Source organism: Pseudomonas sp. DP-17 (genome assembly GCF_022380625.1).
GTDB classification, from domain to species: Bacteria; Pseudomonadota; Gammaproteobacteria; order Pseudomonadales; family Pseudomonadaceae; genus Pseudomonas; species Pseudomonas nitroreducens_A.
The window spans coordinates 201,542-213,607 of the sequence record NZ_JAKSXG010000002.1 but is presented as its reverse complement, the minus strand read 5'-3'; the positions used below and the strand labels follow the sequence as shown (position 1 = coordinate 213,607).

The window sequence follows — 12,066 nt, the reverse complement described above, 5'->3', positions numbered from 1 at the left end:
AACGATGATGAACAGCACCACCCTCACCCGCTGGAGCCTGCGCCTGGCCTCGCTGCTGGCCTGCCTCGCACTCTGGCAGGTGCTCAGCGCGCGGCACGTGGACCTCGGTCTGGTCACCTTCGCCAACGTACCCGGCCCACGCGACGTGCTCGATGCCGCCTGGAACCTCGCGCAATCGAGCAAGCTCGGCCGCCACCTGGGCAGCAGCCTGCTGCGGGTGCTGGCCGGCTACCTGCTGGCGGCCTTCGCCGGCATTCTCCTCGGGCTGCTCATCGGCCGCGGCCGCTGGGCCCGCGACAGCCTGCTGCCGCCGCTGGAAGTGCTGCGACCGATCCCGGCGGTGGCATGGATTCCGCTGGCGATCCTGATGTTCCCCAGCTCCGAGCTGTCGATGATCTTCATCACCTTTACCGGCGCGCTGTTCCCCATCCTGCTCAACACCATCCATGGCGTGGAGGCGGTCGACCCGCGCCTGCTCGCCTCCGCCCGCAGCCTCGGCGCCGGCCGCCTGGCGCTGCTGCGCGAGGTGGTGCTGCCGGGCGCCGCGCCGAGCATTGTCACCGGCCTGGCCATCGGCATGGGCACCTCGTGGTTCTGCCTGGTGACCGCCGAGATGATCTCCGGGCAATGGGGCATCGGCTACTACACCTGGGAGTCCTATACCTTGCAGAACTACCCCGACATCGTGGTCGGCATGCTGCTGATCGGCGTGCTCGGCATGGCCAGCAGCCTGCTGGTGCGCCAGCTCGGCGCCCTGGCCACACCCTGGCAGCGCCAGGCCGGAGGCAAGCCATGACCCTGCCCGCCAGCGCACCCGGGTGCGTGCGCGTCGACGGTCTGTCGATCCACCTGGGCAGCGGCCGCGACGCCTTCGAGGCCGTGCAGTCCCTGAGCTTTTCCATCGAGCCGGGCGAATTCGTCTGCGTGCTGGGCCCGTCCGGCTGCGGCAAGTCCACCCTGCTCGGCGCACTGGCCGGGCACCTGACGCCCAGCGCCGGCCAGCTGGAAGTGGACGGCCAAACCGTCGCAGGCCCCTCCCCCGAGCGCGGCATGGTGTTCCAGCACCACACCCTGCTGCCCTGGCGGCGGGTGCGCGACAACGTCGCCTTCGGTCTGAAGATGCGCGGCGTGGCCCGCTCCGAGCGCCATCGCCAGGCCGACGAGATGCTCCAGCTGGTGGGCCTGAACGGCTTCGCCGAGCGCTGGCCGTCGCAGCTCTCCGGCGGCATGCAGCAGCGCGTGGAAATCGCCCGCGTGCTGATCAACCAGCCGCGCCTGCTGCTGATGGACGAACCCTTCGGCGCCCTCGACGCGCAGACACGGATGATGATGCAGGAACTGCTGCTGGACATCTGGACGCGCCTGCGCACCAGCGTGCTGTTCATCACCCACGACATCGACGAGGCGCTGTTCCTCGCCGACCGCATCCTGGTGATGAGCCCGCGCCCCGGCCGCATCCTCGAAGACATCCGCCTCGACTTCCCGCGCCCGCGCCACGCCGACCTGCTCACCACGCCAGAATTTTCCCGGCTCAAGCGCCACTGCCTGGAACTGCTGCGCCACGAAGACGGCCGCCAGTTGCCACGCCTGACGCCCCTGGGCCTGCCCACTCCCCAACGGATACCGCGATTCGCCATATGACTGCCTTCGACCTGAGCACCGACAACCCAGACATCCTCGACCTGCAACCGCGCCTGCAAGCCGCCGACGCCAGCGTGCGCCGCATTGCCCTGATCGAGCTGGCCGACCTGGAGGATCCCGATGGCCTGCCCTGGCTCGCCCACGCGCTGAACCATGACGCCGCCGCCAGCGTCCGCGCCGAGGCTGCGCGCCTGCTGGAAGCCTGGGAAGAACCCACGGTGGTGGACGCCCTCTGCCAGGCCCTCGCCGACAGCGACAACGACGTGCGTGAAGCCGCGGCCCAGAGCCTGAGCGAGCTGAAGACCGCCGAAGCCGGTGTGCGCCTGCTGCCGTGGGCGAACCATGCCGACATTTTCGTGCGTCGCAGCGCCTTGCGCGCCCTGCGCGAGCTGCGCCTGGAAGATGCCGCCGAACCCGCCCTGAATGCGCTGGACGACAGCGACGCCGGTGTGCGCCGTGAAGCCGTGGGCATCCTCGGCTGGCTCAGGCGCACCGACGCCCTGCCGCACCTGGCACGCCTGACCCGCGACGACCCGGACGCCGAAGTCCGCCGCGCGGCTGCCGGCGCCCTCGGCCTGGCCATTGATGCCAGCGTACTTCCGGCCCTGCAGGCGGCCCTGGCCGACCCGGCCTGGCAGGTACGCGAGGAAGCCGCCGGCACGCTGGGCAAACTGGCGCTGCCGGAAGCCGGAGAAGCCCTGGCCCGGGCACTGGAAGACGACTTCTGGCAGGTGCGCCTGCGCGCCGCCCGCTCACTGGGCAAGCTGCGCTACCTGCCGGCGCTGCCAGGCCTGATCGTCGTGCTCGGCCACGGCATCAGCAACCTGCGCAAGGAGGCCGCGCTGGCCCTGGGCGAACTGGGCAGCAGCGATGCCCTCGACGCGCTGCGCAGCGCCGAACAAGACGGCGACCCGGAGGTCCGCAAGGCCGTGCGCATCGCGCTCACGCAGTTGGAGCAATCGGCATGAACACGCCGGTCGGCCTGCACCGATCCAGCGCCGCCGGCGAGCTGCGCATCCGCTGGGACGACGGCGTCGAACAGTGCATCGCCTTCGCCCGTCTGCGCGGCGCCTGCCCCTGCTCGCCATGCCGGGCGGGCCGGCTGAAAGGACGCATCGACCTGGTGAAGGCCGACGTCGCCCTGCAGGCACTGAACCTGCAAGGCTACGGCGTTCAGCTGGTGTTCGACGATGGTCACGACCGGGGTATATACCCCTGGGCGTATCTCAGAGGACTCGGCTGATCGCGCGCGACAGGTGCTCCAGCACGCGTTCCACGGCGCGCTCCAGGCAACCCTTGAAGAAGTGGTCGGCGCCGGCGTAGAGCCACACCTCGCGCTGGGCCGGGCGCGCCCAGTCCAGCAGGTTGGCCAGCGGCGCCATCTCGTCCGCCTCGCCGTGCAGCAGCAGGCAATCGGCCGGCAGCTCCTGCGCTTCGTAGTCTCGCCCACCGGGAACGGTGCCCACCGGCAAGCCCATCAGCGCGATGGCGTCCGCAGGCGGGGACAGCTCGCTGGCCACGCGGGCGAACACGTAGGCGCCGAAGGAAAAGCCCACCAGCGCCAGCGGCAGCTCGGGGTACTCGCTGCGCAGGTGCGCGATCACGGCGAGCATGTCCTGTGCCTCGCCGATACCTTCGGCGTACTCGCCTTCGCTGCCGTCCACGCCACGGAAACTCGGCCGCACGGTCAACCAGCCAGCACCACAGAGCTTGCGCGACAGGACCAGCGGCACGCGGTGTTTCGGGCTGCCGCCGAGCAGCGGCTGCGGATGGCTGATCAGCGCGATGCCCTGCGGCGGCATACCCGGCCGGTCGATCAGCAACTGCAACTTGCCCGCCGGCCCATCGATCAGTTGCGTGCTGCGTTCTTCTTCGGCGCACATGGGCTTTCCTTGGGACGAACGGGACTACACATTGTAGGCCCGGCAGTATCCCACATCATGGCAGGCACGGCTTGTCGCGGGTTTGCCATGACAACAGCGGAGTGGATGTCGTTCGCCTCTTCATCGGAACTGGCAAACAAATAACGAATAAACAGACGCTTCCCACAAGAAAAGCAGACCCAAACTTGACCGGTTTCAACCTCGTTCGAACTGCCGCCCCACGGCTCTGCCATGCCCGTACCCTGACCTCACCGCCAAGCCCCTGGCGGTATGCACGAAGAGGCTGCTGTGCCGTCCCGTGCATCTTCCGCAAGCCTCCGGGTTCTGCAATTCCAATGGGAGTGTGAGACATGAACACCTATCCCTTTGACGAGCAGAAGGACCTGCTGCGTTGGCAAGACGTCTGCTATGGAGCGTCTCCCCTTATCTTCATTCACGGCCTGGGCTGTGCGTCGAGCAGCGACTATCCGGCGGTCATCGCGTCGGATGCCTACTGCCGGCGCCGTTCCTGGCTGGTGGACCTTCCTGGCGCCGGTTTCAGCGACAAGCCTGAGGCCACTCTCTACGGCACAACGGCACAGGCCCAGACGCTGGAGAACTGGATTCTCAGCACCGGCATCCTCCGCTGTGGCCTGTTCGGCCACAGCGCTGGTGCCTTTATCGCCCTCAAGCTCGCAGCCGCCATGCCGACCAAGGTCAACAAGCTGATCCTCTGCCAACCCGGCCTCACCGAATATGGCGTTACCTTGCTTGAATCCATCACATCCATGAGCGAAAGCGAGTTTGTCGCCATTGGCTTTTCACAATTGCTCGAACGACTCAAGGAAGACGGCGACAACGAAATCTGGCTCGGCTCCTTCCAGGTCTGCTCGCCTCAGGCCATCTACCAGTGGGCCGGCGCGGCGCTCGCCGACTACGACGCTGGCGCCTGGATCGAGGCCCTGAAAGTGCTGCGCATTCCGAAAAAGGCGGTGATCCTCTCGGACAACACACCACTGAACGACATCCGTCGGTATCACCAGGCAGGCTGCCGGGTTGAAATCGTTGCCCATAGCGGGCACATGATCGCCTACGACAACCCGGATGGCCTGGCACAGGCGATTTCCCACGTCGCCTACTAGATCCACGACCTGCAGCACCGGCGCCCGCGAACGAGACGCCGGTGCCAGTCACTACAGGATCGACAGCGGGTAGTCGACGATCAGGCGGAACTCGTTGACATCTCCCTCGGCCTGGTCGGCGTTGCCCCGGTGGATCGCCTCGCGCAGACGGAACGACAGGTCCTTCGCCGGCCCGGACTGCACCACGTACCTGGCTTCCAGGTTGGTCTCGTGGTGCTTGCCGTCCTCGCCGTAGCCATAGCCGCGATACGGGCTGTCGGCCGCCATTTTCGTGCCGTCGATGCCGTGGCCGTTGACGTAGCGGGCCATGAAGCTCAGGCCGGGGATGCCGTAGGTGGCCATCGCCAGGTCATAGCGCAGCTGCCAGGACTTTTCTTCCGGGCCGTTGAAGTCCGAGTACTGGATGGAGTTGGCGAGGAAGATCGAATCGGCGGTGTCGCCGGGGCCGTTGACGCCAAAGGCGACGTAGTCGAACGGCGTGTCGCCGTGGACCTTCTGGTAGGCCAGGGTCAGGGTGTGCGCGGCGAGGAAGCTGTACGCGGCGGCGGCGGACCAGGTGGTGTTGCTGATCTCGCCAGCCTTGGCGCTACCGTCGTCGTTGGTGCGGTAGAGGTTGAAGTCGAAGTTCAGCGACTGGTCGTCCGCCAGCGGCAGGGTGTAGTTGGCGTTGCCGTAGTACTGGCGCCACACGTCCTCCAGCTTGGAGGCGTAGAGCGAGAAGTTCAGCGTGTCGTTGACCGCGTACTTGCCGCCGACATAGTCAATGCTGTTGGCCTCGACGTTGGCATAGGACGCCCAGATGCCGTGGTCGCCGTTGGTGGTCACCGGGCCGTTGCCGCCGGTGAAGTGGCCACCGTCCAGGTCCAGCCCGTCGATCTCGCTGCTGAGGATGTTGAATCCGGTGGCGGTCTGCGGAAACAGGCGGGTGCCGCCGGCGGCGAACACTGGCGCGGTGGGCTGCAGGTCGCCCCAGCGCAGTTCGGTCTTCGATACGCGCAGCTTCACGGCGCCGCCAGCGCGGCCGTACTCGCTTTCCGGCGAGCCATCGTCACGCACCGGCAGGTTGCCCGTGCCGGAAGTGCCGGCGCCGCCGTCGAGACGGATGCCCCAATTGCCGAACGCCTCGACACCGAAACCGACGGTGCCCTGGGTGAAGCCGGAGCTGTAGTTCAGCGTGAAGCCCTGGGTCCAGTCCTTGCGGTCCCGGTCGCCGGACTTGCGGTCGCTGTTGTAGTAGTAGTTGCGCATCAGCAGCGAAGCGCTGCTGCCTTCGATGAAGCCGGTGGCTTCGGACTGGTCGGAAACCACGGCGGCGTGCGCCACTTGGAACGGAATGCCGGCGACGATGGCGCCAAGCATGGAAACGCGAGCGGAAAGACGGAACGCGGACATCTGCTACCCCTTTGTTGATCTTGTCTTGGCAGGTGTATCGATTGAATTCTGAACAACTTTCTTATGTTTCCCCGCCATAGGCAGAGCGAGCGAAGAGATAACAATCCGCCGCCCTCGCCTCAAACCAGCTTTGTCGATAGTCGATATCGAGACGAATGATTCAGCATTTGCCGCCATCGCCATTAAGCTTGCGCCCCGATGAAGCACATGAGTCCCGGATGCCCGCTCCAGAGCGTCCGGCGGATTGCTCCACTTCATCATCCTTTGGTTTGGCCGCCTCCCCAGGCGGCCTTTTTTTGCCTGAAGAAAAGTTATGGAACAACCGTTCCAGAGCATTTTCCGAATAATTAGCCCAACTGTTTCCAGAGTTATTCCAGCCGCCATTTCCCGCTAACTTTCCCTGAACTTTTCCGGGCAGCTTCCGCAGGATCGGGCAACTCTCGGGCCCGCCGTAAATTCAACCGATACACCGTTCATCCCCTGCGCCACCCTCCTCCCAAAGAGTGACTTGCGCAAAGCAAGTGACCGAATTAGATTACGACCATAATCTTTACGTGCCGGGCCCTGCCTGCTGCCTTGCCAGGCCCGTGGCAAGGCGGCTCTATTAGATGACGAATGTAATTCAAAGAGGTGCAGCCATGCGCAGAACCCACTTCGACCACCTGCCCTGCCCCGTGGCCCAGGCGCTGGACCTGATCGGCGACAGCTGGAACGTGCTGATCCTGCGCGAAGCCTTCTACGGCTCCACCCGTTTCGACCAGTTCCTCGCACGATTGGGCATCGCCAGCAACGTGCTCAGCCGCCGCCTGCGCGCCCTCGTGGACAGCGGCCTGCTGCAGCGCCACCAGTACAACGACCACCCGCCGCGCTTCGAGTACCTGCTCACCGATCGTGGCCGCGACCTGCGCCCGGTGCTGCTGACCCTGCTGCAGTGGGGCAAGCGCCACGCCGGCATGGCCAGCGCCGCCGAACTGGTCGACACCCGCAGCGGCCGTCCGGTGCACATCGCCCTGGTGGACGCCGACAGCGGCGAGCCCATCGGCCCGCAGCACCAGATCCAACGCCGCGAGGGCGAGCGTCTCGTCCCCGTTTTCAACCAGCCCATCCCCCAAGCCGATCACGCCTGAGCGAGGCCGCCATGAACCAGCCTGTCACCCTCCCCGCCACGCCAGCCGTCGACACGGCCAAACCGACATCCCGCAAGGCCCTCAAGCTCGCAGTCGCCGCCGCGGCCATCCTCGGTGCAGGCGCCTATGCCGGCCACTGGTGGCTCGACGGGCGCTTCCTGGAGAAGACCGACGATGCCTACGTCGGCGGCGACGTCACCGTCATCAGCCCGCGCGTGGCCGGCTACATCGCCGAATTGAAGGTGAACGACAACCAGTTGGTGCACGCTGGCGACCTGCTCGCCCGCATCGATGACCGCGACTACCGCGCCGCCCTGGCAAAAGCCGAGGGTGCGGTACATGCCGAGGAAGCGGCGCTGGGCAATGTCGACGCCCAGGCCTCGCTGCAGGACGCGCTGATCCGCCAGAGCCAGGCGGAGATCGACGCGACCGCCGCCGAGGAAGTGCGCACCCGCGACGACCAGCGCCGCTACGCCACCCTGGTACGTACCAACGCCGTTTCGGTGGAGGCCGCGCAGCGCGCCGACGCCAGCTTCAAGTCCGCCCGCGCCAACAGCGACAAGGCCCGCGCCAGCCTGCTCGCCGCGCGCCGCCAGCTGGACGTGATCCGCAGCCAGCGCCAGCAGGCCCAGGCCGCCCTGGAGCAAGCCATCGCCGCCCGCGACCTGGCGCGCCTGGACCTCAGCTACACCGAGCTGCGCGCGCCGGTGGACGGCTACATCGGCAACCGCCGCGCGCGGGTCGGCAGCTACGTCGCCGCCGGCACCCAGTTGCTCGCCGTGGTGCCCGCCCAGGGCCTGTGGGTCGACGCCAACTTCAAGGAAGACCAACTGGCGCGCATGCTGCCCGGCCAGGCGGTCATCATCGAGGCCGACATCCTCCCCGGCAAGGTCTTCCACGGCCACCTGGACAGCCTCGCGCCCGCCACCGGCGCGCAGTTCAGCATCCTCCCGCCGGAGAACGCCACCGGCAACTTCACCAAGATCGTCCAGCGCGTCCCGGTGCGCGTGCACCTGGACGACGCCGACGGTCGCCTCGGCGACCTGCGCCCGGGCCTTTCCGTGCTGGTGGAGGTGGACACCCGCGCCCACGAACACGACGCCGCCGCCCAGCGTGTCGCCCAGAGCACGCTGCCGTGAACCTCTGGAGCAACGAAGTGGTGCCGGTGGAGAGCCTGTCCACCGCCCGCAAGGTCATTGCCTTCGCCTGCATGTGCCTGGGCATGTTCATCGCCCTGCTGGACATCCAGATCGTCTCCGCCTCGCTGCGCGACATCGGCGGCGGGCTGTCGGCCGGTGCCGATGAGCTCGCCTGGGTGCAGACCAGCTACCTGATCGCCGAGATCATCGTCATTCCGCTGTCAGGCTGGCTGTCCAAGGTCCTGTCCACGCGCTGGCTGTTCGCCGCCTCGGCGCTGGGCTTCACCCTCACCAGCCTGCTCTGCGCCATGGCCTGGAACATCCAGAGCATGATCGCCTTCCGCGCGCTGCAGGGCTTCCTCGGCGGCTCGATGATCCCCATGGTGTTCACCACCGGCTTCATGTACTTCGACGGCAAGCAGCGCATCGTCGTCGCCGCCACCATCGGCGCCATCGCCTCTCTCGCACCGACCCTGGGCCCGGTGGTCGGCGGCTGGATCACCGACATTTCCTCCTGGCCCTGGCTGTTCTACATCAACCTGGTGCCGGGGCTGTTCGTCGCCATCGTGGTGCCGATCATGGTGCGCATCGACAAGCCCGACCTGTCGCTGCTCAAGCAGGCCGACTATCCGGCGATCGTGCTGATGGCGCTGTTCCTCGGTTGCCTGGAATACACCATGGAGGAAGGCCCGCGCTGGAACTGGTTCAGCGATGACACCATCCTCGCCACTGCGTGGATCTCCGGCCTGTGCGGCATCGCCTTCATCTACCGCAGTCTGTCCGCCGCGAACCCCATAGTCGACCTGCGCGCGTTGAAGGAACGCAACTTCGCCCTCGGCTGCCTGTTCAGCTTCGTCACCGGCATCGGCATCTTCGCCACCATCTACCTGACCCCGCTGTTCCTCGGCCGCGTGCGAGGCTACGGCGCGCTGGACATCGGCCTGGCGATCTTCTCCACCGGCATCTTCCAGATCATGAGCATTCCGCTCTACGCCGCTCTCGCCAAGCGAGTCGACCTGCGCTGGATATTGCTGCTGGGCATGCTGATGTTCACCCTGTCGATGTATGAATTCGCCCCGCTGACCCACGACTGGGGCGCGGCGCAGCTGATGTTCCCGCAGGCCCTGCGCGGCATGGCGCAGCAGTTCTGCGTGGCGCCCACCGTGACGCTGGCACTGGGCTCACTGCCGCCGGAGCGCCTGAAGCTGGCTTCCGGGCTGTTCAACCTGATGCGCAACCTGGGCGGCGCCATCGGCATCGCCGCCTGCGCCACGGTGCTCAACGACCGCGCCAACCTGCACTTCCTGCGCCTGGCCGAGCATCTGAACAGCGGCAACGAAGCGCTCAACCACTGGCTGGCGCCGTCCATGGATCTGAATGGCGAACCCTCGCAGCAGGCGCTGAAACACCTGTGGGACCTGACCTGGCGCGAAGCGCAGACGCTGACTTTCGCCGATACCTTCCTGCTGGTCGGGGCGTGCTTTGCAGTGACGCTGTTGCTGGTACCGCTGATGCACAGGATCGCTCCGCCTGCGCAGCCCAGCGCGGACAGTCACTGAGCCGCCATCAGCTCCTCGAGGAAGGCGACGAACACGCGGATGCGGCTGGATTCGCGCAGGCTTGGCGGGTACAGCACGTTGATGCTGCCCACGGTAGTGCCCGGATAGGAGTCGTACTCGGGCAGCAGGCGCACCAGCCGCCCGGCATGGACATCCTCGGCCACCAGCCAGTCCGACAGCAGCGCGATGCCGCCGCCGGCCAGGGCGGTCTCGCGCAGCACGTCGGCGTTGTTGCTCTGCAGACGCCCCTGCACGTTGAGCGGCCAGCTCTCGCGGCCATCGGTGCAGGTCCAGGTCAGGTGCGTGCCGCCGTAGTCGAAGCGCAGGCACTGGTGCTCCATGAGTTCCAGCGGATGGGCCGGCGTGCCGGCGCGTTGCAGGTAGTCGGGGCTCGCCACCAGCCAGCGCTCGAACTGGCCGATGGGGCGGCTGATGATGTCGTCGCTGGTGAGGCTCGAGCCCAGGCGTACGGAAAGGTCGATCTGCTGCTTTGGCAGGTCGGTGATCTGGTCGCTCAGGGACAGACTGACTTCCAGACCCGGGTATTGCGCCAGCAAGCGGCCCAGGTGCGGGGCGATGACACGGCGGCCGAACTCCACCGGTACGCTGACGCGCAACCGCCCTTTCGCCTCGCGGCCACGGTCGCTGACCAGCCCGTCGGCCTCCACCAGCGCCTCGATGATTTCCACCGCCTTGTCGTAGTAGGCCTGCCCGGCCAGCGTCGGACTGCTGTGGCGGGTGGTGCGGTTGAGCAGCGTGGCGCCCAGTTCCGCTTCCAGCGCCGCCACCTGGCGGGTCACCGAGGAAGTCGCCACGCCGAGCTTGCGGGCCGCGGCCGAGTAGCCGCCGCAACGCACGGTCTCGACGAACATCGACAGGGCCTGCAGTTTGTCCATGGTGGGGCTCCGGGAGCGGGAAATCCCGGAGTGTACCCAATCATTCCCGCGCTCGCCTTGCACGCCTGTGCTCTCAGGCGTGGCTGTCGCCGCGCAGCAGGAAGAGCAAGGTGGCGATGCTCGGGATGACTGCCGCGCCGATGGCGAACGGCGTCCAGCTGATGGCTTCGTAGAGCGGACTGGCAACCAGCGATCCGAGCGCGCCGCCGACGAAGATGCTGGTCATGTAAACCGCGTTCAAACGCGCGCGGCTGTGCGGGTCGAGGGCATACACCTCGCGCTGGCCGAGCACCATGTTCAGTTGTACGGCGAAATCCAGCAGCACCGCGCACACCACCAGCCAGAAGAAGCCCGCACCGGGAATCGCCCCGAGCAGCAAGGCGAACGGCGCCAGCAACAGGGCGACGATGGTGCCCTTGAGGGTGTGCCCTGCATCGGCCAGACGGCCGGCGACAGGGGCGGCGACGGCGCCGACCGCACCGACCAGGGCGAACAGCGCGACCTGGGTCTGGCTGAAGCCGTGGTGGCGGATCAGCTCGATGGGCGCGATGGTCCAGAAGGCGCTGAACGCGGCGAACAGCAGGCCCTGGTACAGGGCGCGTTCACGCAGCACGGCGTAGCGCCGCGCCAGGGCGAACACCGAGCCGATCAGCTGCGGATAGGTCGCGCTGTGGGTCGGCAGGCGGCGCGGCAGCGCCACCGCCATCACCAGTGCGATCACCAGCATCAGTACGGACGCGGCGAGGAACACGCCACGCCAGCCGAAGACTTCCGCCACCAGGCTCGACACCGGCCGCGACAGCAGGATACCCAGCAGCAGGCCGCCCATGATATTGCCCACCACCCGGCCGCGAGCCTCTTCCGGCGCCAGGTGAGCGGCCAGCGGCACGAGGATCTGCACCGCCACCGAGGTCAGGCCGATCAGCAGCGCGCAGGCCAGCAGCACCGACGGCGAATTCGCCAGCCCCGCGCCGGCCAGGCACAGCGCCACGGCCAGGGTGAAACCGATGACCAGTTTGCGGTTCTCCAGCAGGTCCGCCAGCGGCACCAGGAACAGCAGGCCGATGGCGTAGCCGAACTGGGTCAGCGAGACGATCAGGCTGGCGTTTTCGGTGGACAGGCCAATCGCCGGGGCAATCAGCTCGACTATGGGTTGCGCGTAGTAGAGGTTGGCGACCACGGCGCCGCAGCAGAACGCGAGCAGCAGCACCATCGCCGAGGACAGGGTCGGCTGCGCGTGGTTGGCCGGGAGGGAATTCGATGCGGGGTTCATGACCATTCCTTGTGGGGAAAACAGTGGCGCCAGAC

General features: G+C 67.0%; 12 protein-coding genes. 8 read left to right on the top strand and 4 right to left on the bottom strand.

What is annotated here, in order from left to right; all coding sequences use genetic code 11:
* The first annotated feature begins 7 nt into the window (after nucleotides 1-7).
* The 4 genes from MJ122_RS06670 to MJ122_RS06655 are packed head-to-tail and all read left to right on the top strand — an operon-like array spanning nucleotide 8 to nucleotide 2,884.
* Nucleotides 8-796: an ABC transporter permease gene (locus MJ122_RS06670; protein ID WP_088418467.1), complete on the top strand. Its 789-nt coding sequence runs from the start codon at nucleotides 8-10 to the stop codon at nucleotides 794-796.
* Nucleotides 793-1,641, top strand: a complete 849-nt coding sequence (locus MJ122_RS06665; protein ID WP_239743135.1) for an ABC transporter ATP-binding protein — start codon at nucleotides 793-795, stop codon at nucleotides 1,639-1,641. Before MJ122_RS06670 ends, MJ122_RS06665 begins: the two co-directional genes overlap by 4 nt.
* Complete coding sequence (locus MJ122_RS06660) at nucleotides 1,638-2,609, top strand: HEAT repeat domain-containing protein (protein ID WP_239743133.1); 972 nt, start codon at nucleotides 1,638-1,640, stop codon at nucleotides 2,607-2,609. Before MJ122_RS06665 ends, MJ122_RS06660 begins: the two co-directional genes overlap by 4 nt.
* The gene (locus tag MJ122_RS06655) at nucleotides 2,606-2,884 is read left to right on the top strand and encodes a gamma-butyrobetaine hydroxylase-like domain-containing protein (RefSeq protein ID WP_088418461.1); all 279 of its coding nucleotides are present in this window, start codon (nucleotides 2,606-2,608) and stop codon (nucleotides 2,882-2,884) included. The genes MJ122_RS06660 and MJ122_RS06655 overlap by 4 nt, the downstream gene beginning before the upstream one ends.
* Here the strand turns inward: MJ122_RS06655 and MJ122_RS06650 are convergent.
* The gene (locus MJ122_RS06650; protein ID WP_239743131.1) at nucleotides 2,868-3,524 is read right to left on the bottom strand and encodes an alpha/beta family hydrolase; all 657 of its coding nucleotides are present in this window, start codon (nucleotides 3,522-3,524) and stop codon (nucleotides 2,868-2,870) included. The genes MJ122_RS06655 and MJ122_RS06650 overlap by 17 nt on opposite strands.
* A 350-nt stretch (nucleotides 3,525-3,874) precedes the next feature.
* Here MJ122_RS06650 and MJ122_RS06645 point away from each other — a divergent pair, with 350 nt between their 5' ends.
* Nucleotides 3,875-4,645: an alpha/beta hydrolase gene (locus MJ122_RS06645; protein ID WP_239743129.1), complete on the top strand. Its 771-nt coding sequence runs from the start codon at nucleotides 3,875-3,877 to the stop codon at nucleotides 4,643-4,645.
* A gap of 51 nt (nucleotides 4,646-4,696) precedes the next feature.
* Here the strand turns inward: MJ122_RS06645 and MJ122_RS06640 are convergent, their stop codons facing one another.
* Nucleotides 4,697-6,004, bottom strand: coding sequence for an OprD family porin (locus tag MJ122_RS06640; protein WP_239743309.1), 1,308 nt, complete (start codon nucleotides 6,002-6,004; stop codon nucleotides 4,697-4,699).
* 671 nt (nucleotides 6,005-6,675) lie between these two features.
* Between MJ122_RS06640 and MJ122_RS06635 the strand changes: the two genes are divergently transcribed.
* The 3 genes from MJ122_RS06635 to MJ122_RS06625 are packed head-to-tail and all read left to right on the top strand — an operon-like array spanning nucleotide 6,676 to nucleotide 9,862.
* Nucleotides 6,676-7,164, top strand: a complete 489-nt coding sequence (locus MJ122_RS06635) for a helix-turn-helix domain-containing protein (RefSeq protein WP_239743127.1) — start codon at nucleotides 6,676-6,678, stop codon at nucleotides 7,162-7,164.
* Between the two features lie 11 nt (nucleotides 7,165-7,175).
* Complete coding sequence (locus MJ122_RS06630) at nucleotides 7,176-8,303, top strand: HlyD family secretion protein (protein WP_239743125.1); 1,128 nt, start codon at nucleotides 7,176-7,178, stop codon at nucleotides 8,301-8,303.
* Complete coding sequence (locus tag MJ122_RS06625) at nucleotides 8,300-9,862, top strand: DHA2 family efflux MFS transporter permease subunit (protein WP_345772975.1); 1,563 nt, start codon at nucleotides 8,300-8,302, stop codon at nucleotides 9,860-9,862. Before MJ122_RS06630 ends, MJ122_RS06625 begins: the two co-directional genes overlap by 4 nt.
* Here the strand turns inward: MJ122_RS06625 and MJ122_RS06620 are convergent.
* Together MJ122_RS06620 and MJ122_RS06615 are read right to left on the bottom strand one after the other, a co-directional pair.
* Nucleotides 9,856-10,758, bottom strand: a complete 903-nt coding sequence (locus tag MJ122_RS06620) for a LysR family transcriptional regulator (RefSeq protein WP_088418447.1) — start codon at nucleotides 10,756-10,758, stop codon at nucleotides 9,856-9,858. The genes MJ122_RS06625 and MJ122_RS06620 overlap by 7 nt on opposite strands.
* A gap of 73 nt (nucleotides 10,759-10,831) precedes the next feature.
* Nucleotides 10,832-12,031 (bottom strand): MFS transporter, encoded by a 1,200-nt coding sequence (locus MJ122_RS06615; protein ID WP_088418445.1) that lies wholly within the window; start codon nucleotides 12,029-12,031, stop codon nucleotides 10,832-10,834.
* Nucleotides 12,032-12,066: the final 35 nt, after the last annotated feature.